The 22896-nt window shown below is 59.2% G+C and carries 18 protein-coding genes and 2 pseudogenes; 9 read left to right on the top strand and 11 right to left on the bottom strand.

Annotated features, from left to right (window positions below; genetic code table 11):
• Positions 1–103 precede the first annotated feature (103 nt).
• The 3 genes from AB4Y31_RS25670 to AB4Y31_RS25660 all read right to left on the bottom strand — a co-directional run bounded on the left by AB4Y31_RS25670 (position 104) and on the right by AB4Y31_RS25660 (position 4262).
• Positions 104–2215, bottom strand: coding sequence for a 3-hydroxyacyl-CoA dehydrogenase NAD-binding domain-containing protein (locus tag AB4Y31_RS25670; RefSeq protein ID WP_368676443.1), 2112 nt, complete (start codon positions 2213–2215; stop codon positions 104–106).
• 198 nt (positions 2216–2413) lie between these two features.
• On the bottom strand, positions 2414–3226 hold the full coding sequence (locus AB4Y31_RS25665) for an IclR family transcriptional regulator (protein WP_368676442.1): 813 nt from the start codon (positions 3224–3226) through the stop codon (positions 2414–2416).
• Between the two features lie 112 nt (positions 3227–3338).
• Entirely contained in the window at positions 3339–4262 is a 924-nt protein-coding gene (locus tag AB4Y31_RS25660; protein ID WP_368676441.1) for a LysR substrate-binding domain-containing protein, read from the bottom strand.
• 95 nt (positions 4263–4357) lie between these two features.
• Between AB4Y31_RS25660 and AB4Y31_RS25655 the strand changes: the two genes are divergently transcribed.
• The gene (locus AB4Y31_RS25655) at positions 4358–5497 is read left to right on the top strand and encodes a Bug family tripartite tricarboxylate transporter substrate binding protein (protein WP_368676440.1); all 1140 of its coding nucleotides are present in this window, start codon (positions 4358–4360) and stop codon (positions 5495–5497) included.
• A 146-nt stretch (positions 5498–5643) separates the two neighbouring features.
• Complete coding sequence (locus AB4Y31_RS25650; protein WP_368676439.1) at positions 5644–6951, top strand: NAD(P)-dependent oxidoreductase; 1308 nt, start codon at positions 5644–5646, stop codon at positions 6949–6951.
• A 64-nt stretch (positions 6952–7015) separates the two neighbouring features.
• Here the strand turns inward: AB4Y31_RS25650 and AB4Y31_RS25645 are convergent, their stop codons facing one another.
• The 5 genes and pseudogenes from AB4Y31_RS25645 to AB4Y31_RS25625 form a co-directional block, all read right to left on the bottom strand.
• Positions 7016–7999, bottom strand: a complete 984-nt coding sequence (locus AB4Y31_RS25645; RefSeq protein ID WP_368676438.1) for an aldo/keto reductase — start codon at positions 7997–7999, stop codon at positions 7016–7018.
• Between the two features lie 83 nt (positions 8000–8082).
• Positions 8083–8782, bottom strand: a pseudogene (locus tag AB4Y31_RS25640) (type 1 glutamine amidotransferase domain-containing protein).
• 11 nt (positions 8783–8793) lie between these two features.
• The gene (locus AB4Y31_RS25635) at positions 8794–9843 is read right to left on the bottom strand and encodes an NAD(P)-dependent alcohol dehydrogenase (protein ID WP_368676437.1); all 1050 of its coding nucleotides are present in this window, start codon (positions 9841–9843) and stop codon (positions 8794–8796) included.
• A gap of 103 nt (positions 9844–9946) precedes the next feature.
• The gene (locus tag AB4Y31_RS25630) at positions 9947–10246 is read right to left on the bottom strand and encodes a superoxide dismutase (protein ID WP_368676436.1); all 300 of its coding nucleotides are present in this window, start codon (positions 10244–10246) and stop codon (positions 9947–9949) included.
• A 31-nt stretch (positions 10247–10277) separates the two neighbouring features.
• Positions 10278–10844 carry a flavodoxin family protein gene (locus AB4Y31_RS25625; RefSeq protein WP_368676435.1) on the bottom strand — a complete coding sequence of 189 codons (567 nt, stop codon included), beginning with the start codon at positions 10842–10844 and terminating at the stop codon, positions 10278–10280.
• A 179-nt stretch (positions 10845–11023) separates the two neighbouring features.
• On the opposite strand from AB4Y31_RS25625, the gene AB4Y31_RS25620 reads away from it, so the two are divergent.
• Together AB4Y31_RS25620 and AB4Y31_RS25615 are read left to right on the top strand one after the other, a co-directional pair.
• Complete coding sequence (locus tag AB4Y31_RS25620; RefSeq protein ID WP_368676434.1) at positions 11024–11929, top strand: LysR family transcriptional regulator; 906 nt, start codon at positions 11024–11026, stop codon at positions 11927–11929.
• A 520-nt stretch (positions 11930–12449) separates the two neighbouring features.
• Positions 12450–13823, top strand: coding sequence for a glycoside hydrolase family 28 protein (locus AB4Y31_RS25615; RefSeq protein ID WP_368676433.1), 1374 nt, complete (start codon positions 12450–12452; stop codon positions 13821–13823).
• A 184-nt stretch (positions 13824–14007) separates the two neighbouring features.
• Here AB4Y31_RS25615 and AB4Y31_RS25610 read toward each other — a convergent pair whose 3' ends face one another.
• Complete coding sequence (locus tag AB4Y31_RS25610) at positions 14008–14973, bottom strand: 2Fe-2S iron-sulfur cluster-binding protein (protein WP_368676432.1); 966 nt, start codon at positions 14971–14973, stop codon at positions 14008–14010.
• A gap of 257 nt (positions 14974–15230) precedes the next feature.
• Between AB4Y31_RS25610 and AB4Y31_RS25605 the strand changes: the two genes are divergently transcribed.
• From AB4Y31_RS25605 to AB4Y31_RS25585, 5 genes and pseudogenes are all read left to right on the top strand, one after another.
• Positions 15231–16547 carry an MFS transporter gene (locus tag AB4Y31_RS25605; protein ID WP_368676596.1) on the top strand — a complete coding sequence of 439 codons (1317 nt, stop codon included), beginning with the start codon at positions 15231–15233 and terminating at the stop codon, positions 16545–16547.
• Between the two features lie 45 nt (positions 16548–16592).
• On the top strand, positions 16593–17585 hold the full coding sequence (locus tag AB4Y31_RS25600) for an ABC transporter substrate-binding protein (protein ID WP_368676431.1): 993 nt from the start codon (positions 16593–16595) through the stop codon (positions 17583–17585).
• A gap of 156 nt (positions 17586–17741) precedes the next feature.
• Positions 17742–19313 carry a methyl-accepting chemotaxis protein gene (locus AB4Y31_RS25595; RefSeq protein ID WP_368676430.1) on the top strand — a complete coding sequence of 524 codons (1572 nt, stop codon included), beginning with the start codon at positions 17742–17744 and terminating at the stop codon, positions 19311–19313.
• Between the two features lie 89 nt (positions 19314–19402).
• Positions 19403–19987 (top strand): MarR family winged helix-turn-helix transcriptional regulator, encoded by a 585-nt coding sequence (locus AB4Y31_RS25590; RefSeq protein ID WP_368676595.1) that lies wholly within the window; start codon positions 19403–19405, stop codon positions 19985–19987.
• A gap of 48 nt (positions 19988–20035) precedes the next feature.
• Positions 20036–20119 (top strand): annotated as a pseudogene (locus tag AB4Y31_RS25585) (nicotinate-nucleotide diphosphorylase (carboxylating)); the annotation flags it as partial.
• An 81-nt stretch (positions 20120–20200) separates the two neighbouring features.
• Here the strand turns inward: AB4Y31_RS25585 and AB4Y31_RS25580 are convergent.
• Positions 20201–21385, bottom strand: coding sequence for a Gfo/Idh/MocA family oxidoreductase (locus AB4Y31_RS25580; protein WP_368676429.1), 1185 nt, complete (start codon positions 21383–21385; stop codon positions 20201–20203).
• Positions 21386–22702, bottom strand: a complete 1317-nt coding sequence (locus AB4Y31_RS25575; RefSeq protein ID WP_368676428.1) for a Rieske 2Fe-2S domain-containing protein — start codon at positions 22700–22702, stop codon at positions 21386–21388. It lies immediately after the preceding gene.
• Positions 22703–22896: the final 194 nt, after the last annotated feature.

The following is a 22896-nucleotide window of genomic DNA, read 5'->3' as shown; positions in this document are numbered from 1 at the left end:
GAAGCCGGACCCCGGAGACACGTAAGCTGTCTTCGGGGATTGTTTCTAACGACACGACCTTCGATCCTCTGCTCACGAACCGAAGGTCATTGGCGGGTAAGCATCAGACGCCCGGCGCTCGCAGCTCACGCAACGGGAATCCCGCCGCCGCAGCTTCCAGCAACAGGCGGGCCGGCCTCCACCGCTTGCCGAACTGCTCGTGCCACGCCTCAACCTGCGCGGCGACCTTGCGTGCCCCGACGGTATCCGCCCAATACATCAGGCCGCCGCGGTGACGCGGGAATCCGAACCCATACAACCACATCACGTCGACGTCGCTGGCACGGTATGCTTTTCCATCCTCGAGGATCTTGCAGACCTCGTTGACCGAAGCGAAAAGCAGGCGGTGAAGAATCTCGTCGTCCGAGAACTCGCGTTGCTCCACGCCGAGCTCCCGAGCGACGTCTGCAATGATCGCATCGACCTCGGGGTCGACGATCGGCTTCCGGTCTCCGGGGTTGTATCGGTACCAGCCGGCGCCGTTTTTCTGCCCCTTGCGGCCGAGTTCAACCATCCGGTCAGGGACATGCAGTTTGCGATAGGCCGGATCTGCGGCAGCGCGCCGTTTCCGCGTGTCGTAACTGACGTCGAGACCCGAAAGGTCACTGACCGCAAACGGACCCATCGGATAGCCGAAAGCCTTCATGACGCGATCAATCTGATCCGGCCGGGCGCCTTCTTCCAGTAGCAACATGGCTTCCGTGACGAGTGGCGCACGACTGCGATTCGCGGCGAAGCCATCGCAGGACCCTGCTACCACACTGATCTTGTTAAGGTCGCGACCGAGCTTTGTAGTACGCAGGATAGTCTCGACGGAGCTAAGGGTGCCCCGCACGACCTCGCACAGCTTCATCACATTCGCGGGTGCAAAGAAGTGAGCTCCGGCTACATCGGCTGGCCGGCGCGTCGCGTTCGCCATCGTGTCGATATCGATAGCAGAGGAATTGGTCAACAACAGCGCACCTTCTTTCATGACGCTATCGATCTTTTCGAAGACTTCCTTTTTGAGGTCGATGCGCTCGAAGACCGCCTCGATCACGACATCGGCGTCACCGATCTGCTCATAGTCGGTCACGGGTTGGATGTACGCCAGGCTTTCGTCCATCTCGCCTTGCGTCAGACTGCCGCGCCTCACCTTGGCCGCGTAGGTGTCCCGGATCTTCTGCATGCCACGATCAAGGGCCTCCTGACTCGCCTCGAGAACCTTCACGGGAATTCGGGCGTCGGCGAAACAGATGGCGATCCCTCCGCCCATTGTTCCGGCGCCAATCACCGCCGCGCTCCGAACCGCTTCGCCCTTGTAGTGATCAGGTTTGCCCGGGATCCTGGCAGCCTCTCGCTCGGCAAAGAACGCATACCGCAGCGCCTTCGCTTCCTCCGAGCTTTCGAGTTCCGCAAATAGCGACTGCTCGAGCGCAAGGCCCTCTTCGAATGAGCCATTCACCGCCATTTCAATACACGCCAACGCGCTGTGTGGCGCCTGTACGAACCGCGCCTTCGATGCGGCTTCGTCACGAGCACTTGTCCAATCATCCGGGTTGGCCTTCGCGTACTCGATCTGCCCGTTCATGTCGCGAACCCGACGGATGCCCTGTCCTTCCGGCAGAGATTTCACGAAATCGATAGCTTCCGCAAGCGCACCATCGTCGGGGACGATACGATCAATGAGGCCAAGTTCTAACGCATTTCTGGCAGAAACATGCCGGCCGCTCGTGATGATATCGATCGCAGCTTTCGGGCCCACGAGTCGGGTGAGGCGTTGCGTCCCTCCTCCAGCCGGGATAATTCCGATTTTCACCTCCGGGAGCCCAAGCTTTGCGTCCGCGGTGGCGAATCGGTAGTGGCATGCAAGTGCATGTTCGAGGCCGGCCCCCAATGCATACCCGCGGATCACCGCGACGACTGGCTTTCGGCTCGCATCAAGGACCGCTGTGCTCACTGACGAAGAAACTTTCCGTTCCTTCCCAAACTGCCGGATATCGGCCCCTGCGACGAAGTTGCGACCTGCTCCGGTGACCACGATTCCCTTGACCGCAATGTCTGCGTTGGCCCGATCAAGGGACTCAATCAGGCCTTCACGCATTCCAGGTGCCAAAGCATTCACCGGAGGATTGCTCAGTGTTACGACTGCTACGCCCTCAATTACGCTGTATTCAACTGAAGCTTGTTCAGACATCGCCTACCTCCCGTCACCAGATTTTCCACGTAGCGAGCGGTGCCTGGCCAAGACCTCCCCGAAGCGCATTTCGACGGTTCGGTAACCTCGATTCGTGCACGCTCCGCCCATTGAAGAACAGGGCCGATCTTAGCACGCGTTCCGATCAACAGCATCGATTCCATTGAACGAAACTGATAGACGCGCAGCTCACCCAGTTCAGCCGGCGAGGCGATGGGTCGTTACACCCGTACTTTTCGTAAGGAATTGCGTATCGTCCTGCAAGTCGATCGCTGCCGCGCCAAACTGGCGCGAAATATCAGCCGCAGCCGTGAGAAGGCTAGTGACGACGCACGCCTCGTTGACTCGCATGCGAATCGTCGGCGCGCCCACGGAAATGCAATACCTGACCTGATCGCCCGCATCGTAAATCGGAGCCGAAATCGCTGAGATGCCGAGAAGACGCTCCCCGTGGGATACGGCAAACCCCTGGCTGCGAATCCGCTTCAACTCGTCCTCAAGTTCGCCCCTCGATCGCTTTGTCGCTCGCGCAACGTCAACGATCAGTGCCGAGAGCTTGTCTGGCGGCAGATGTGCCATCAAAACCTTTGATGCAGCCCCAGCAATTAGCGGCACCTGCTCTCCGGGCTGGGCGACCATCCTGAGAGGTGCGGAAACCGTCGCGACCGCGTCAATGCAGATCCGATAGCTGCCTGAGAGCGCGTGTAGCGAGGCCGTTTCTCGTGTCTGATCGGCCAGTTGCAGCAGGATCGGCCGGGATATCTCACGAATGCCCAGTGTGCTCCGGACGTTGCCCGCCAAGCGCGTAAATTGAAATGACAGGCAGTACTGCTGATCCTCGAGCCGCACCAGATATCCCGCTTTCTCGAGGCTTTGAACGATCCGGAACACAGTTGACTTGGGAAGCGCTATGTTATCGGCGATCTCCTGCAGCTTGAGGCTTGTTCTGTCAACGGTGAAGCTCTCGAACACTGCAAGTATGCGTTGAACGGAGCGCATCGTCTCTTTCATGTGGTCACCTCCCGCATTTGTTGCCCGCTGCGCATAGCGAGCTCCTTGTTGCACCCGGCTCGGTCGAAAAGTTTGCCCGCATGCTTTCGGCCTCTCTTTCATGGGCGTTGGACTAGGTCAAGGCTGTGACGCCTAGCCAACTTCCTTCCCCGATCAGTTTCAACGCGACCTCCCTCAGCACGAGACGCGCGGCGAGACCCGATGGGGTCAGCTCGTCATCCGCAAGCGATCCGACGAGATTGGTGCGGCTTAGCGTTGCTGCGAGTATCGGCACGGTGTACAACTTCGATCCCTTACACCGTTCAAGCGCAGCCGCCGGCTGTATCGTCACTCCCATCCCGCTGCTGACCGCTTGCATGAGTGTTCCGAGACCATCTATCTCCGTTTCCACGTTCGCGACCCGTCCCTCCCTTGCAAAAGCGGCATCAACGAGCGAACGCAACCCGTGAGGGCTGCTGGGAAGAATCAAAGGAAATTGGGCCAGCTCGGAAATGTCATAGCCGCAAGGGTCCGCTGGCATCGGCAAGGCTTGGGCCGATATCGAGTAAAGCTGCTCCGCCAGCAATGGCGCGGCCTGCACGCGCCTCGTCTTCGCAGCCCCGAAGATGATCGCCACGTCGATTTGCCGCGATGACAATAACGATTCAAGGTTTCCCGACAGGCTTTCGATGATTCGAACCGCGATCTCCGGATACCTCGACTTCATCTCCCGTAGGAACGGCAGTGCGAGCACTCCGGAAGTGCTCGGCGCAAGCCCTACCGACGCCTCGCCCGACAGACGCCCCGATTGCGCTGCCTTGGCAGCATCGTCGGTCATTCGCAAAATCAACTGCGCTTTGTGCCACAAGGCCAGCCCTGCGTTGGTCGGCTGCACACCATTCTTGCTGCGCTTCAAGAGTCGTACGGAGAGCTCGCCTTCCAGACGGCTGATCTGCTGGCTCAAAGCGGAAGTGACGACATCGAGCTCAATGGCAGCTCGTCCCATGCTGCCGCTCTGGACGACCTGCACAAAATACCGAAGCTGTCGAATTTCCAATTCTTCCGCCTTGAGGTTGCGATTCGCGTGAGAACGTCCGCCCCTATCTCAGCACCGCAAGCCTTGGATCAGCCAATCGGAACGCCGGGTTCTCTATGGAGCCACGAATTCTCTCGCCCAGTGGTCCAGTTCCATCTATTGGAACGAGTACCATTATAGTCGATGTACAGTGCGAATCATACGCCTTTGTTGGCAATTCAAGACCGGAGGATGACGTGCGGAGGAACCCGATTGTGTCGGTTATCAAGCCACTACTTGCAACGTTTATGTGGCTCTGCGCAGTCGTGGTATGCCCAGCGCCCGCTCGCGCAGAGAGTAGCTACCCGTCCCGGCCTATCAGACTACTTGTCGGTTTTAATGCCGCCGGCGCCACGGATACGATTGCCCGCTATTACGCGTCGAAGCTCGGCGACGTCCTACGAACGAACGTTTATGTTGAGAACCGCCCCGGGGCATATCAGATGATTGCGATCCGAACTCTCAAGGCCGCCTCCGCCGACGGTTATACGTTGTTCCTCATCACCGGCAGCGCGGCATCGCAGTATCCTGCGCTGCAGAACGACCTCCCCTATGACCCACAGAAGGACTTCTCGTTCATTGGGCTGGTGGGAGAAGCGCCGGGCGTGATCGTCGCGAGCCGCTCTCTGCCGGTTTCTGACATTGCTGATCTCGTGAGGTACTGCAAGGCCCGCCCCGGATTGCTGAACTTTGGATCCTCCGGCATCGGCTCAGCCAGCCACATCCAGATGGAATATCTCTCGAACCTCGCCGGGATCCGCATGACACACATCCCCTTCAAAGCAGATGCCGAGATCGTCACGGCACTGCTGTCCGGCTCGGTGCAGATCGGGATGACGCCAGTCCAGGGAGCGCTGCCCGCCATTCAGAGCGGGATGGTGCGGGCCCTGGCCGTCACTGGAAAAAGACGTATCGATTCCTTGCCGAATGTTCCAACGCTTGGAGAGGCGAGAATCCCCGGTTTGGAAAACGTCGACCCCTATACCTATTACGTGCTGGTCGGTCCTAAGGGTCTTCCCGTGGACATCACCCGACAGCTCAACGACGCAATCAATGCTGTCTCCCGCATGCCCGAGACCGTCGCCTACATGCACAAGCTCGGGTACGAGCCCGGCATCAGCACGCCGCAATCAGTCCAGGACTATGTGGCTCGAGATACGAGGAAATGGGCCGACTTCCATGCGGCAACGCGGTTCGATCTGCATATCGGTCAATGACTCGTCAGTTCCACTAACCGAAACGCGTATTTAGCATCGGCACACATGCTACGATCACACTGCTGACGCGCGAGCGTCCATCGCGGGATCTCGGCCGAAGATACCCCGACCGGATAGATACCACCAAACCACCATGTGAGGCGACAATGAACATAGGATACATAGGGCTTGGAGCGCTTGGCGGACAGCTTGCACGCCGGTTTCTACAAGACCACCAACTGACGGTATGGGACATCAATGCGGTGGCGGCAAGAAAACTGGCCGATGAGGGAGCGAGCGTGGCGCCAACCGCCATGGAGCTCGCGAAACGTTCCGACGTTGTCTTCCTATGCCTGCCGCGCAGCGCCGATGTTAAGAAAGTAGTGTTCGCTCCGGACGGACTCGCGGCAGGGCTGACACCTGGCAAAATTGTCGTTGACCAGACAAGCGGCGTGCCGGATGAAACCCGGGAAATTGCGACCACGCTCTCACAAGTTGGTGTGCTAATGATGGATGCAGCCGTATCGGCAAGTCCTCAAATCGTTCCCAGCGGCAACGCGAATCTCATGGTGTCGGGGCCCGATGACGTTCTCTCCAAGGCCGAGCAGGCCCTGCGGGCTATCACCGAAAAGATCTTCCGCTGCGGGTCTAGAGTTGGGGACGGCCAAGCCATGAAAACCGTCAACAACGCGATGAACGCGGGTTGTCGGCTTGGCACGCTCGAGGTTTTGGCCTTCGGTAGAAAAGCAGGCTTAACGCTCGGGCAGATGTCTGATCGTCTCGCACATAGCGAAGCGCAATGTCAAATTACCGAGCGTATGCTGCCGGCGCTGATGCAAGGCAAGGCATCGACTGATTTCGCGCTGTCGCTGATGTTGAAAGATGTTTATCAGGCGCTGTCGCTCGGCATGAAACATAGCAGTCCTATGCCGATAACCAGCATCGTGCAGGGTCTTCTACAGATAGGGGCTAACTTGCACGGTCCGGGAGCGCGTCTTGAGGACATGGTCAACGTCATCGCGTCGATGGCCGCAACGACCATCACTGCCAGCTCGAATACTTCCGTGGCAGTTCCAGAAGAAAAAAACCAGGACGAACTCCTGACAATGATCGTCAGCATTGTTTCTTCGCAATGCCGCGCAGTGTCTTACGAATGCATCGCAACCGGTTTAAATTATGGCCTCCGACTGGAAGATATGGCTGAGGTCCTGTATAGCAGTTCGGGTTGGAGTACAGCGTCACGGAACATCTTTCACGAACTGATCGAAGGACAGCGCCCCGGTACAGCGTCTATCGACGAAGCCGCAGGACATCTACAGGAAGGCTGCTTGTACGGCAGCCGAATTGGCGCTCCCTTGATGATCGCCAACGAAACTCGATCGATTCTCGAACGGATGCGAAGCCAGTTTGGCTCGGCAAAACGCGTCGACGAACTATCGATCCTGTACCCTGCCGTGGCTCAACGCGCTGCTTGATCGGACTATCGGATGCGCGAATGTCGCCGCATCCTGGCTGCCGGTGTTGGAAATAGCGCTGACCCTACAGCCCGGAAAAGCGCAGCATGGCGTCCGGGTAGCGCGCGCCCTGGATGACAATGTTGGCCTGCTCGATCTCGTCGAGGTCGTCCTGATCGAGCCTGACGTTCAGCGCACCGATGTTCTCCTCGAAGCGTTCGAGCTTGCGCGTGCCGAACAGCGGCACGATCCACGGCTTTCGTGCCAGCAGCCAGGAGAGCGCTATCTGCGCCGGTGTCGCGCCGTGTTTCTCCCCGATCCTCCGGATGAGATCCACCAACTTTTGGTTCGCGGCGCGCGCCTCTTCGGCAAACCGCGGCGTCTGCGCACGGATATCGGAGCTCTCGAACGTCGTGTTGACGTCGATCTTCCCCGTCAGGAAACCCTTGCCGAGCGGGCTGTACGGCACCAGCCCGATGCCCAGCTCTTCGAGCGTCGGGATGACTTCCGCCTCTGGCTCGCGCGTCCACAGCGAATACTCGCTCTGCAACGCGGCAAGCGGCTGAACCGCATGCGCGCGGCGAATCGACTGGACACTCGCCTCCGACATGCCGAACCACAGCACCTTGCCCTCGGCTATCAAATCTTTCACTGTGCCGGCGACGTCTTCCATCGGCACTTCGGGATCGACCCGGTGCTGATAATACAGATCGATATGGTCCGTGCGCAGGCGGCGCAAGCTGCCCTCGATGGAGCGGCGGATCTGAGCCGGCTTGCTGTTGACTCCGCCCCGGTGTTCGCCCGTGTCCTGGTCGATGTCCCAACCGAACTTGGTCGCGATCTTGACCTTGTTACGCACAGGTGCGAGCGCTTCGCCGACCATCTTTTCATTGGTCCAGGGGCCATAGACTTCCGCGGTATCGAAGAAGTCCATGCCGCGCTCGACGGCGGTGCGGATGAGAGCGATCATCTCCGCACGGTCAGGCAATTCCCGCGCCTTGCCGTAGCCCATAGCCCCGAGAGACAAGGCCGACACTTCCAGCCCTTGGCCGAGTTTGCGCTTGATCATGCTGCATCTCCTGTTTCGTCGCGCGGTGTGGTGCACATCGCAGCAGCGCGTGCCGTCAGCGCGATCGATGATCAGCTCCGCCTTCAGGTCGCCTGGTCAACGTTGAGCTGGCTGACAACCGCCTGGCCAACGCCGTGTGCCGAGGCGGGGATTCTGGCCGGTCACGAGACGGCCATCGACGACGACGTTCTCGCTCCAGTTAGCAGCAGGACGGTGCAGCGCACCGCGCTGCTTTAAAGTGCTTGCCAGCAGATAGGGCACGACCTTGGTGTAGTTGACCTCGGCTTCCTCCTCGTCGGTGAAACAAGCAAGCTTCTTGCCGGCCACAAGGTAGCTGCCGTCCGACAGCGTCGCGTTCACCAGCGCAGCCGGTCCGTGACAGACCGCCGAGACGATGCCGCCGGCTTCCCAGATCTCGCGAATGACTTTTTGCACGGCCGGGCTATCGGCGAAGTCCCACATCGTGCCGTGGCCGCCGGCGAAGAAAACGGCCGAATAGCGCGATGGATCGAGATCGCTGAGCACCAGCGAATGGGCAAGCTCGTCGCGGAAACGCTTGTTCTTCCAGTAGCGATCATTGACCGGGTCCGACAGATCGAAGAAATCGATTGGCGGGTGGCCGCCACGAATCGAAGCGATTTCTACCGGGATGCCGGCTTCTTTGAACACGGCCAGAGGATGCGTCAATTCGACCATCGCAAAGCCGGTCGGCTCGCCAGAATCGCCGCGGATCGGATGGCTGGTTACCACGCACAGAATTGGCTTGATGCGGGTGCTGTTCATGCGCACGGTCCTTAAGCTTTGAGTGAAGCCATGTCGATGACGAAGCGATATTTCACGTCGCTTTTCAACATACGCTCATAGGCTTCATTGATCTTCTGGATAGGAATGATCTCGACGTCCGAGACGATTCCATGCTCGCCGCAGAAATCGAGCATTTGCTGGGTTTCGCGCAAGCCGCCGATGAATGAGCCGGAGATGGCCCTGCGGCCACGCACTACAGAACCGGCATTCACAGGGGTGCTGAGCGGCCCCATGTAGCCCACGAGCACCAATACGCCCTCCACCGCGAGCGTCGGCATGTAGTCATTGACGTCGTGATCATAGGGGACCGTGTCGATGATCACGTCGAAGCGGCCGGCAACGGCCTTCATCTGTTCGGGGTCGTTCGACAGCACGACGTGATCGGCACCGAGGCGAACCGCGTCGTCTTCCTTGCCCGTCGAACGCGTGAACAGCGTGACATCGGCACCGAGCGCCCTGGCCAATTTCAAGGCCATGTGACCGAGCCCGCCGAGCCCGATGACCGCGACCTTGCTCCCCGCGCCGACATTCCAATGAACCAGCGGCGACCATGTCGTGATACCGGCGCAAAGGAGCGGTGCCGCGGCTGCTGGATCCAAGCCGTCGGGGAGAGACAGCACAAACTTGTCACGCACGACGATGGCGTCCGAGTAGCCTCCATACGTGATAGTGCCGTCCTGCCGATCGACGCTGTTGTAACTGAACGTCGAACCCTCCACGCAGTCTTGCTCCCATCCTTTCAGACAAGGTTGGCAGTGCTGGCAGGAATCGACCATGCAGCCGACGCCGACCATGTCGCCCACCTTGAAGCGAGTCACGTTCTCGCCGACTTCGCGCACGCGTCCGACGATCTCGTGACCCGGCACGATCGGATAGATGGTGAAGCCGCCGTGGTTGCGCGCTAAGTGCAGATCGGTATGACAGACGCCGCAATAGAGGATATCGATCACGACATCGTCGGACCGAGGAGCGCGCCGCTCGAAGGCGAAATGTTGGAGCGGATCGGTCGCCGAATGAGCTGCGAAGCCCTTTGCATTCATGAAGTGCGGTCCTCGTCGCGCGTCGCGCGACCACAGTGGATGGATGACCCGTTCATGTCATAGGCGGTGATACGACGGGACGTGAGACATTCGTAGTCCAAGCTCAGGCATTGCCGGGAGTGAACAGCGCTTCCCAGTTCGTGAAGGGGCCAAGCGGGATGACGTCCCAGCCGATCAGTCCTGCCTTGGCCAGTGGGAACTCGGCAAGCGCCCTCTTTGCGGCCTCGACAGACTCGGCTTCCGCGATGATGGCGACACCGGGGCGGTCCTGTCGAAAATAGATGTCGCGGATGATGCCCCCTTTGTACATCTGCCACGAATGGCGGACTTCTTCCTGCATGTGCGGCTGGTATTTCTCGAGGCTGGCGCCCGGCTGGGGGACATCGAGGCAGAGCAGTTTCATCGTTGGTTTTCCTTAAGCGGTGCGAATCGGTTCAGGCGGGCTGGAAGCGGCCGACTATCGTCGCCACGCGGCGACCGAGGTACTGGGCTGTCGTCAGATCGCTTGCGGGAGGTGCTACATCGGGTGCCTGATCCACGTTCGCATGGGTCATGACACCCAGCCAGCTGCCCAGCCGGTTCAAATCATCAGGGCTGGACGTGCTGCTGTTGTTGCCGGGCATGAGGTCGAGGCCGACCCAGATCATCCCGTGTTGTGCGGCAAATAGGGCCATCGATACCAGCGAATTCAGCTTGTCGCCGTGCTGCGCCCCGGAGTTGGTGAACCCCGCGGCGATCTTGTCACGCCACTTGAGCTCGGTCCATGCAGCCTTCGTGGAATCCTCGAAGAACTGCTTGAGCCGGGCGCTGATCATGCCGTTATAGGTCGGCGAGCCGAAGATGATCGCGTCGCTCGCTTCGAGCGTTGGCCAATCGACGCCATCGGCGACCGCAAACAACTTCGCCTCGGCCCCGTGGACCTGTCCAACGCCTTCCGCGACGGCCTTAGCCACTCGCGCGGTGTGGCCGTAGCCACTGTCATGCACGATTGAAATCAACACCTTTTGTCCTTGCCTTGAGGGTTTGCGCTTCCCGGGAGTTGGTTGAATGGGCAGCGCTTCTCAAGCGCGCTGAGAATCTCGTTGCCGGTGGATTACTTTAAAGTAGAATTTGAAGAAACGTTGGCGGAAATAATTCTCCTATATGCTTCCTAAATTTCTACAATCGTACGAGCAGACCGGTGCGTGACAGATTCGATGGGGTGCAATTGTTCGTCGAGGTCGTCGACGCCGGCGGCTTTGCCAGAGCCGGTGAGCGGCTGTCGCTGACGCGCTCGGCGGTTGGCAAGGCTATCGCGCGTCTGGAGGAGCGGCTGGGTGTGCAGTTGTTTCAGCGCACAACCAGGAATCAGTGCCTTACCGAAGACGGACAGCAATACTACGAGCGCTGCCTTCGAGCGATCGAAGAGTTGCGCGCTGCGGAAATCATGCTCGAAAACGGGCGCCGCGAAGTGATTGGAAAGTTGCGTGTAACGCTTCCCACCCTGTTCGGTCGTTATTGCGTCGCCCCAGTTCTTCGAGCGTACGCGCGCGAGCATCCCAAGCTCGAACTGGAATTGAACTTCAGCGATCGACAGGTCGACGTGATCGCTGAAGGATTCGACTTGGCCGTGCGCAACGGCGTGGCGGGTAATGGCGCTACGCTGCGCGCGCGTCGTCTGGTCAACCAGCGCAAGGTTCTCTGTGCGTCGCCTGCCTATCTCGCAACAAGGGGCGAACCGCACACGCTGGCGGACCTGGCGAAGCACGACCTGCTCCCCTACTGGCGCAACGAGCACGGTTTGATCTGGCTGCTTCCTGACGCGACAGATGCGCTTGTCGATTTTCAGCCCACTTCCCGATTGCGTTTCGACGATCTTGAGGCGATTGCCGATGCCGCCGCCGACGGCATGGGTCTGGCTTGGCTTCCCTACTGGCTGATTCGCGACCGGATGCGATGCGGCGAGTTGGTCGAGATCTGGGGACATCGGCCCACAGCCGTCATAGAGTGCTACGCCGTTTGGCCGGCCGCGCAGTACCTCCCTCTGCGCTCACGTCTGGCTATCGATGTACTCGCCACCGAACTGCCGAAACGCCTGGAGGATTAGTCGCGCAATTGCCCGTTCGACCCGTCGCGCAGACTGATTGAGACGATGCCCGACGATGTCGTTAAGAGAAGCGCCACTTGAATGGTGCCAGAAACTGTCACCGCCCCCTACCTACAATGACTCCTAGAACAAAGGTGTCAGTCGCCAAACAGATGACGCGCTCGCGCTTGCCCTATGGCTCGGAATTTTAAATCCATTTTGCATGAACACTTAGCTTCAAGACTTAGTTTTAATCGGCGATAGAAATCGGAAAGGTGAACGGCATTTTTCTCATTATCGAGCGTCGGCCCGCGAGTGCGACTCGCCACCGATAATCATCTCGCCTCTTCATCTGACGTCTTATCTCAATTATGCGCTTACTTCGGTGGCCTCGGTTCCGCCCTGAGTTCCTGCTTATTTCAAGAGTAAACCCTACTTTCACGTCCGTCGTCGCATGATATCGTACAACCGCGAGCGATCGTGTTCTCTCTAAACTCGCGCTTTGGCACTCGCAACTTAATTAACAACTCACGGAGATGTCATGAAATCGAAATTCCCATTCAGCGCGGTCGTTTCCTTTGCGCTATTCGCCAGTGCATTTTCACTACCGAGCGCGCATGCCGCGACTTGTAGTACTCCACAATGGACCTCGTCGGCGGATACGAATACCGCAAACCTTCAGGCAGCGATCAACAAGTGCGCGGGAGCGAACGGAAGTGTTGGTCTGGTCGACCTGACCGCAAATAACGGCATCTCGACGGCCGTCATCACGACTGTCAACCTCGCGAGCAATCTCGTGCTGAAGCTCGAGAAAGGATTCACGCTGAAGGGCAGCCCATCGCAGCCTTCCGACAGCGCGATGCTGGTTGGCGACAAAGTCGACAATCTAACGATCACCGGCACCGGCGCAATCGACGGCGATGGTCAGGCGTACTGGCCCAGCGCCGTAGGCAAGAGCAACACCGCGCGACCGAAGCTGATCAAGATCACCGGGACGAATATCAAGGTCGGATCGAACTTCACCGACGCGGGCCAGCCGCAATCGATCGTGACATTCCCCACGTCTACGAATGATCCGACCAACGCGCTCATTATCCGCAATTCGCCAAAGGAACAACTCGTCATCGAGTCCGGCTCGTCGAACGTGACGATAGATGGCGTGTGGATTTACGCTAATCCGGCCAAGAACAGCAGCGGGCAAAATCTCGCGCCAAACACCGATGCGATCGACATCATCGGCACGCAGACGGCAAATATCCGCAACTGCCTGCTCGATACCGGCGACGACGACGTCGCGATCAAGTCCAATGCAGGCAGCGTGGCGACGTCGAACGTCAATATCAACCATTGCGTGGTCGGCGGCGGGCACGGCATATCCATCGGCGGCCAGGAAGCAGCCGGCAACACGATCGCCAAGCCCGGCGTTTCGCAGGTCACGGTGGATACGGTGCAATTTTTCAAGACAGATTACGGCTACCGGATCAAGACCGATGAAACCACGAAGGACAGTGGCGCAACCACGGGCGTGAAGTACTTGAACACATGCATGAGCAGTGTCGTGCAGCCGTTCCTGTTCACGTACGCTTATGCATCGGGTACCGGAGGAATGCCGCCCATCATTGCGAACGTGACGATAAACAACGTCATCGCAACAGGGGCGACGACGCAAGGCGCGATCGTAGGCCTCGCGAACGACCTGATGGGTGAGCCGACGTCGGCCGATAAGGGCATCCAAATGATCAACACAAGCATTACTGGCGGCAGCAAGTTCACGGTTGGGTACGGCGAACTGCAGCTCGGTAACCACAGCACCGTGAGCACCGAGATAAAAACGAACGGGCAGGTCGTGCCGATCAGCGATACGGGGCCGACCGTGCAATGCCCGAGTTCGATCATCATTCCCAAGCAGATTTGACGAGCGCGTTAGGCGATCGGCCGGCTCGTGCCTTGGCGTCATCAGCAGTCGGCCGCACGTAGGCGCACATCCAAATGATCACGCCGCCATTGGCGGCGGATGGCAACTTGCCTCTATTGCCCTTGTCGTCCCCACCACGAACATGCGGGGATCCTCACATCTCGTCCCGAGGGGCCGACCCACTTCAGAGGTCCAACAGGAGTTCCTCCGACGTCGCACGCGACACGCAAACCATGATCTGGCTTTTCTTCTCTTCTTCCAGCAATACGAGGTCACGATGATCTGGCGTACCGCCGCAAAGCCCAGTCCGACACGAACCACATGTCCCGCTCTCGCATGAGCTGGCAACCCGAATACCTGCCGCACGGAGTACCTCGAGAATGGTCTTGTCAGCCGGGATCTCGTAGCTACCGCCCGATCTTGCCAGTCTGACAACAAATCGTTTGTTCTCTCTAAGAACCGAGCCATCGACACCAAAGCTCTCGAAGTGAATGCTTCCTGGCGACCAGTGTCCCGTCATATCCCTGACCGCATCCATCAAGGGGCGCGGCCCGCAACAATACACGTGCGCTTTACCCGGCCGTTCGAACACCGACCAGAAGTCGAACGACTTAGAAGGGTCGCCATAGTCATGATGGACCTTGACGTACGGTCGCCACTCATCGCTCGAGAGATCGTCAAGAAACGCCGTCGCCTCCGGATCCCGAGCGACGTATATCAATCGGAATTTGCGCAGCGCTTCCGAACGCAATTGATGCATCATCGAGAGCATCGGCGTAATACCGATTCCCCCTGCGATCAAGATGAACTCATGCGCCCGCGCATCGAGCGGAAAGTCGTTCCTCGGCGCCGATGCGAAGATCAGATCACCCTCCCTCGTATCGTCGATCATACTGATCGAACCACCGCGACCGTTGGCATCCCGCTTTACCGCAATGACGTAACGGTGGCGTTCCTCGGGACTGTTGCAGAGCGAGTAGCGGCGCCGAGCGCCGCTTGGTACCTGTACGGTGATGTTGGCCCCCGCCTCAAAGGGTGGCAGGTCGTCTCCGGCGGGACTGCGCAGCTCGAAACGCCAGATGTCGCGCGCTACTCGCTGCTTGCCCACGATTTTCAAACTTGACAGGACATCGTCCTGGAAGGTGCTCATACCGGTCTCCATGGAATCATTCGCGGCAATCGTGCTCGCGCTCATCATTAGATATCTAATAGTACTGCGATTCGGCGCGGGGTGCAGGTGGTGTTCGTCGGTACAAACCCTTGGTTGCCAAAAACTCTCAGCTTCCCTAACCTCTACAATTAGATGTCTAATTACCATGCTGACTGCGTGAGAGCGATCGCCCCGCAGCCGGGGCATATCGCGCAATGAAGCAAGGAAACCCGGAGACGCAGATGACAGATTCAGCGATGAGATATGGACATTCGTCCGGGCGCACCATAGCGGATGCACAGGAAGTCGAGGGAACTTACAGGAAGGTCACCCTCCGGTTGATGACTTTTCTCTTCTTGTGTTGGGTGCTCAACTATCTCGATCGGGTCAACGTCAGTTTCGCCCAACTACAGTTGAAGCAGGATCTGGGTCTCAGTGATGCAGCGTACGGACTCGGTGTGAGTCTTTTTTTCATCGGTTACATCCTGCTCGAAGTGCCGAGCACTCTGCTACTCAAACGCATCGGTGCGCGCCGGACTGTCACGCGCATCATGCTGCTGTGGGGCAGCATCTCGACCGCGATGGCATTCATGACGGCCCCATGGCAGTTTTACCTTGCCCGCACATTGCTGGGTGCAGCGGAAGCCGGTTTTTGGCCTGGCATCATCCTCTACCTGACTTACTGGTATCCCGCGGTGCGTCGGGCGCGAATCACATCGCGCTTCCTGCTGGCCATTGCGGCTGCAGGCGTTATCGGCGGCCCTCTTTCCGGTTTCATCCTTCAGAACTTCGCCGATGTCTGGGGCTATCGAAACTGGCAATGGCTGTTCTTTCTCGAAGGCCTTCCCGCGGTCATCGCTGGCGTCGTTGCGTTCTTCTATCTTACCGACCGTCCCGAGGAAGCACACTGGCTGACTAACGATCAGAAGCAAATCATCATCGATGACATCGAGGCGGACCGACGCGCAAAGCCCAATGATGCGCCGAACAGGCTGCTCGCTGCCCTTCGCGACCCAAAGGTCTACGTTATGGCCGCCGGTTGGGCGACCGTGCCGCTTTGCGGCACGATCCTGAACTACTGGACACCGACGATCATCAAGCTAGCTGGCATCAGCAACATACTGCACATCGGCCTGCTGTCGGCATTGCCTTATATCGTCGGCGCGGTCGGCATGCTGATAATCGCGCGAAGCTCAGACCTGATGCTCGAGCGCCGATGGCACTTCGTCGCATCGACGACCGCGGGTGCCATTGGAGCCGCGACGCTCACCCTGCTGACTCATAACTGGTCTGCGGCGATTGTGTGCCTCAGTCTCGTGTCGATCAGCTACTTTGCTGCCGCAGCGATCATCTGGTCCATCCCGCCAACCTATCTAACCGGCGATGCCGCGGCAGGCGGCATCGGCGTCATCAGTAGCCTCGGGCAGATCGGCGCGTTCTTCGGTCCGATCGTCTTGGGTTGGATCAAAAGTGTCACGGGGAGCTTCGCGGTCGGCCTCGTTCTCGTCGCCGTTCTTGTTTTCCTCGGGGGCGTCGCCGTCCTGCTCGGTGTGCCCGTCAAAAAGCCCGCATGACCGCCCTTTCACGCAAAACATTTTGCAATCGATACCGGAGTATCAATGAGCAAGCTTCAGCTTTCCATTGCCGTCGGGAACTATGACCGCATCCGCCCGCTCGTCGATGGTGACGTCCTAATCGATGGCGTCGACCCTGTATTCATGTTGCAGGAGCCGGAGGAAATTTTCTTCCGGGCGTTCCGGCATGCGGACTACGACGTCTGCGAACTCTCACTGAGCAGCTACTCTGTCAAGACCGCAGCGGGGATCTCGCCGTATATCGCTGTGCCAGTCTTCCCCTCGCGCGCTTTTCGCCACACGTCCATCTACGTCCGCGCCGACCGCGGAATCAGCTGTCCCGCAGATTTGAAGGGCAAGCGGATCGGCGTTCCGGAATATCAGCTCACGGCAAACGTCTGGGTCCGCCTGTTCCTCGACGAAGAGTATGGCGTAAAACCATCTGACGTCACCTGGGTTCGGGGAGGCTACGAAGACCCCACGCGCGTAGAAAAGATCGCCCTTAAGCTTCCGCCGGAAGTGCACCTCGAGAACGCACCGGAAGGAAAGACAATCTCTGGCATGCTCGAAACCGGCGAAATCGACGCACTCATCGGGCCTCGAGCGCCGTCGTGCTTTGAGCGAGGGCATCCGCAGATCAGGTACCTGTTTGAAGACCCTCACGCGAGCGCCGCGGAATGGTACCGTCGGACATCGATTTTTCCCATCATGCACACGTTGGGCATCCGCAAGGAACTCGCCGAGCGTCATCCTTGGTTGCCCGGAGCCGCGGTGAAGGCATTCGAAAAATCGAAGGCTATCGCGCTTTCCCGCCTGAACGACACTTCGGCGACGAAGGTTACCCTACCCTTCGTGGAAGATCATCTGCGTGCCGCACGCAAGCTGATGGGCTCGGATTTCTGGTCATACGGATTCGCGGCGAACGAAGGCGTCCTCAATCGGTTCCTCAAGCAACACTTCGACGAGGGTCTCTCGGCGCGCCTGCTGGAGGCGAAAGAGTTGTTTCATCCAGCCAGTCTTGAGAGCTTCAAGCTCTGACCGATCGAAACCGTAGTACTAATCACGATGTAATGCCGCGTAAACCCCAGGCTTCAAGATCGCCGCAAAAGCGCCGTAAAGATCGGCAAGGCCAGTCCGCTTTCGAGCCGGCCGATTACCAGCCGCTTTTTGAAACGATACCTGGGGAGGGTTGGCATGATGTGGTTCTATCGATTGAGTGTCGGGAAGCGGCTGACTGTTCTGATCGCGTGCGCCACGCTTGGCCTCTCGCTTATATCGGGGCTCGCGTTCCACCAAATACAACGCGTCTACGATTCAGCTTCCTACGCGAGCGTTAACACCGTCCCGAGCCTCGTGGCCCTTGACGACGCACAAGGTGGCTTCAGCACGACACGGGTCCTCGTATATCAACATCTGCTGAGCACGGATGCAGCCGAGAAGAACGAGATCGCCAATAACATCAGCGCTGAGCACCAACGTATCGTCGAAGCGCTGAAACGCTATGAGCCGTTGGTCTCTGACGATCGCGATCGTGCGATGCTTGCCGCTGATCGCGAATTGCTCGCGAACTACGGTGGGCTGCTCGAAAAGACACTCAATTTGTCCAAGTCGGACGCCTCGGCCGCTTTCGCGCTCGCACACTCGCAATTGATGCCCTTGGCGGACAAACTCAACGCTGCACTGGTGGACCACCGCGGTTACAACGTCCAACTCGGGCAGCAAGGCAGCGACGATGCGGCAGTCATCGTTCGCCGCGTGCTGTGGTTGGTCATGATTGTGGCTGCAGCGACGATGGCGATAGTATCCGGACTCGGCTTCGCCATCGTGCGCCACCTGTTGGGCGAGCTCGGTGGCGAGCCGTCGTATGCCGTGCAAGTATCGAAGCGTATTGCGGCCGGCGACCTGGCTACGCAAGTGCATCGCAAGCCGGGCGACGACACGAGCCTGCTCGCCGCCATCGGTGCTATGCGCGACAACCTCTCTCTCATCGTTGGGCGCGTGCGCAACGGAACCGAGGCAATCGCGAGCGCCTCGCGGCAAATCGCCGCTGGCAACCTCGATTTGTCTGCGCGCACCGAGGAGCAGGCGGCCTCACTGCAACAAACCGCCGCGTCGATGGAGGAGCTTACGACGACGGTTAAACGCAACTGCGACAGCGCATCGCAAGCCAACGAGCTCGCGACCGCCGCATCGGATATCGCAGCGAAAGGAGGCGATGTGATGGCGCAGGTGACAGGCACGATGAGCGCGATCAGTGAAGCGTCGAACAAGGTCGCAGACATCATCGGCGTCATCGAGAGCATCGCGTTTCAGACCAACATCCTCGCCCTGAACGCCGCGGTCGAAGCAGCGCGCGCGGGTGAGCAAGGCCGCGGGTTCGCCGTTGTCGCGACCGAAGTGCGCAGTCTTGCACAGCGCAGCGCCACCGCGGCGAAGGACGTCAAGAGCCTAATAACGGATTCGGCCTTGCGGGTCGAGGTCGGCGGCCGGCAGGTCGGACAGGCGGAAGGAACGATCGAAGAAGTCGTTGACAGCGTGCGTCGGGTCGCGCGCATCATCGCCGAAATCGCCTCGGCGGGACTGGAGCAGGGGACAGGCATCGAGCAGGTCAATCAGGCTGTCGCCCAGATGGACCAGGTGACGCAGCAAAACGCGGCGCTCGTCGAGGAGGCTGCGGCCGCCGCGGAGAGTCTGCGCAGTCAGTCTCAAGAGCTGGAAGAACTGGTAAGCGTATTCAGGATCGACCGCGAGGCCGCGCGTGCGTGAAGACGGGATAGCCGAATCGGTGTTGATGCCAGGCGGCGCGAGAACGCGATAACATTGTGAGCGATGCAATTCTCGACACGGCAAAGCCCATGGCTTCTCAACGCAATTTGAAGGAACATTCAACGTCCGACGCGATGCTCCGCCACTGGCGGGAAGCGGTTCCGAATGACCGGCTTGCACACTTGGTCAAGGATGCAGCGCGAGCAATGGTGCGAGGCTTGCACATGCGCCTGGCCCAATATGAGGTGTCGTTTGGACACTGGGCGTTTCTCCGCATCCTCTGGGAGCAGGACGGTCTCACGCAAAAAGAGCTGAGCGTCGAGGCCGGCGTGATGACGCCGACTACGTTCACGGCTGTCTCTGCAATGGAGAAGCTGGGCTATGTCGAACGCAGGCAGGCGCCCGACAACCGGAAGAACACCTATGTCTACCTCACTCCCAAAGGCAAAAGCCTCAAGAAAAAGCTCGTGCCGCTTGCGGAGGAGGTGAACGAGATAAGCGTCAGAGGATTGAAAGAAAGTGAGATCAAGATCGCCCGGAAGGTGTTGCTCACCATCATAGAGAATATGGCGAGGGATGAAGCGGAGTCGGACGATCCTGCTCGTCGGATCCCGTCCACACGGGAGTTTGGCAATCTCATTGCTTCGCGTGGCGAAGAATACGAGAACGGCTGACTCGGTGAAATTCACGGACCAGCCAGAAGCCCCTTGACAGCCGAGCGCACGCGCAAGACGCTGCCCTGCCTGAGGTCGGCGCAGAAATACGCCGTGCGGATCGGCGGTGGATTCAACCATCGGCTTGGGCTTTTGGCGGTATCCTGAATAGTCTGTAATGCGAGAAGGCCGCAGATGCGGCCTTCTCTCTTTAGAGGCGACTGGCGGGCGGACCTACAGTTCGACGTCCCTTTCTTGTTCGTTCGACTTCAGCATCGCGAGACATATCTCCAGCGTCCCTCTGGCCCATTCGCCATCGTGAATCGGTGGCGCCTTCTCCAGGACCGCGGCGTACAGCTCGTCGATCACTTCACTTCGCGGTACCGACGGCAAGTCGAGAGGTCGTTGTTCCGAACACCTATCGCCATAAACGAGAATGCTGTCGGCCATTGGCCGGAGGTCCCCTCGTTCGCAGGACACGATCATCGGACCGAAATGCTGATGGCAGAGGGATAAACGTTCTGGGGACGGCGGCTTGTAGGAGGCACCACCGTAGGTTCCCTCAGCCTTGAGCCGCGCCTCTTGCTCAGGAGACTGCAGCGTCGCCAATCGCCGTCTTGCGCTTCCATACGCGTCCGGACTCTTCGCCGCGCCCATCTCACCGATCCAGCCCATCCATTCGTCGGAGTCGAAATGTCCGTATCCGCTGTACGAGAGGGAGGCGAACGCACCGCACTCGAACCAGATGATGGCGCTATACGCCCCCTCCGTCGGCCTTTCTGCGTCCCATCGCCCGACTGTCGCTCTGAGACGCCTCGCCCGCGAACCCACCAACAACCGCACGATGTCCACCTGATGCGCGGCCTGACTGAAAACCGCGCCGCCTCCTTCTGCCGTCGATAGTTCTTCGGGACGGCGAGGACGATAGAGGTAGTCGGTAAAATTCAGAGCATGGATCATTTTGATTGCTCCGAACTCCCCGCTCGCAACAAGCCTTCGCGTCTCAAGATACGGGGTGTCAAAGCTGTGGCAATGACCCACGATAAGTGCAACGCCTGCCTGGCGACAGGCGTCGATCATCCGGTCGCATTCCGCGAGAGTCAGGGCCATCGGCTTTTCGACGAGAACATGCTTCCCTCCCGCTGCCGCGATCTCCGTATGCGCCGCGTGAAACTGGTGCGGACTGGCGATATAGATCGCCTCGACGTCCGGGTCGGCGGCAAGCTCCCGGACATCGGCATACGTCGACGCCGAGAAGTCCTTCGCGAACTGCTGCCGGGCTTCCGCACGTGGGTCGCAAGCGGCGATCAGCTCTACCCGTCGGTCAGCCAGAAACGTTGGCAGCATCAACGAAAATGCTCGCCCCAGTCCGGCCACACCGATGCGTAACCGACGCGGTTCCTCTGCGTCCGCGGACATTTAACGCGTCACCTGGTAGTTTGTTTCGAGCGCCGGCTGGTCCATATCTCCCCAGACGTACCTCGCCTCGTACGCCCGCCAGTCCACTTCCTTCGGGATTACTGCCTGGAACGAACAGACTGTCTGCGACGCGGCCAGCTCGGCGGTTCCAATTGCCGATGCGCCATTGTCGAACTCGCGCAGTGCCTCGAGCATCCGCTTACGAAACTCGACGATCGCGAGATCGCTCGCACCGAGCCGCTCGTCGGAGCGATTGGCGATCGGCCCCATCGTCACCCACATGGCGATGTCCTGATTAGGGAAGCCCTTGATGCCGGTGAAGTTTCCGGCCTTCATAGCCTCCCGGTCCTGCCAAAACCTGTTCTCGTGATTGCGCAGGGGACGGTAGCGCTCGTCCAGGTCCACCCCCACCTGCTGGCAGAGGAATTTGCGCCAGGTTTCGGTCTCGGGCGTGGTCTTAGGATCGCCCCAAGCGATGAAATAGAACGCCGTATTCTCGTCATCCATCGGAACGTTCACGTTCGCCACGTTGTAGAGATTGTTGGGCGGGATCAGAACCGTTGCGGGCGCGACGAATACCGTCGAACGAACGTACTCGTGCGTGTTTGCATTGAAGATCGGCCGTCGGATCGCAGCGTACCGAAAACCGTAGCTCGTGCGCTCGACTTGCAGGCGCGGCGCCTTGTCGGTAGATGGCCTCAACCAGTTCTTGTCCGTCGCTTCCGCGCCGTCAACACGAGCCGGCACGAAGTCGGACGAGTGGAGACTTGAGCTGTGCGCGGAATCGATGGCGCCTTCGAGAACTTGCGCCCAGTTGCACGGCAGCAGCGCTTTCGCGATCGTGACGCGCGTTTCCGCGGTCGGCGCCCACGGCGGCGGAACAAACTCGGGAATCGCATCCTGAGGCCCCATATAGGCCCATATCATGCCGCCCCACTCCTTTGTCTGATACGCCTTGTGCTTGACCTTTTGGTTCATGGTACTCGCTGCCGGTTCCGAGACCATCTCAATGACATTGCCGGCCACGTCCATCTTCCAGCCGTGATACAGGCACCGAAGTCCGCAATCTTCATTGCGGCCGTACACCAGCGACGCGCGCCGATGCGGACAATACTCGTCCATGACACCTACCCGCCGTTCCGTATCGCGGAATACGACCAGATCCTCACCTAAGACGCGCGCCTTGACAGGCGCGCCGTCCGGCTCGCTGACCTCTTCGATCAGACAGACAGGGGTCCAGTGCCGCCGCATGAGTTTCCCCATTGGGGCGTCGCCTTCAACCCGGCACAGCAACTCGTTCTCTTGGACCGTCAACATGTTTCGTCTCCCGGCGGCATCTGCCGCCCGCTGGTTAGATCGTTGCCATTCTATTAGATCTCTAATTTCTGTGAAAGAAGTTTGGCCTGTTTCTGTGCAGCACTTCAGCCGCCATCGAGCTCGCACTGCTTCACCGGCACATCACTTCTATTTTCCTAGCCTTCTAATATTAACTGTACCCCCGCAAGGCGGAC

This window comes from Trinickia sp. EG282A (genome assembly GCF_040965455.1).
Taxonomy (GTDB): domain Bacteria; phylum Pseudomonadota; class Gammaproteobacteria; order Burkholderiales; family Burkholderiaceae; genus Trinickia; species Trinickia symbiotica.
Note: the sequence above shows the minus strand (reverse complement) of the source record. Positions and strands in the feature narration are given on the sequence as shown.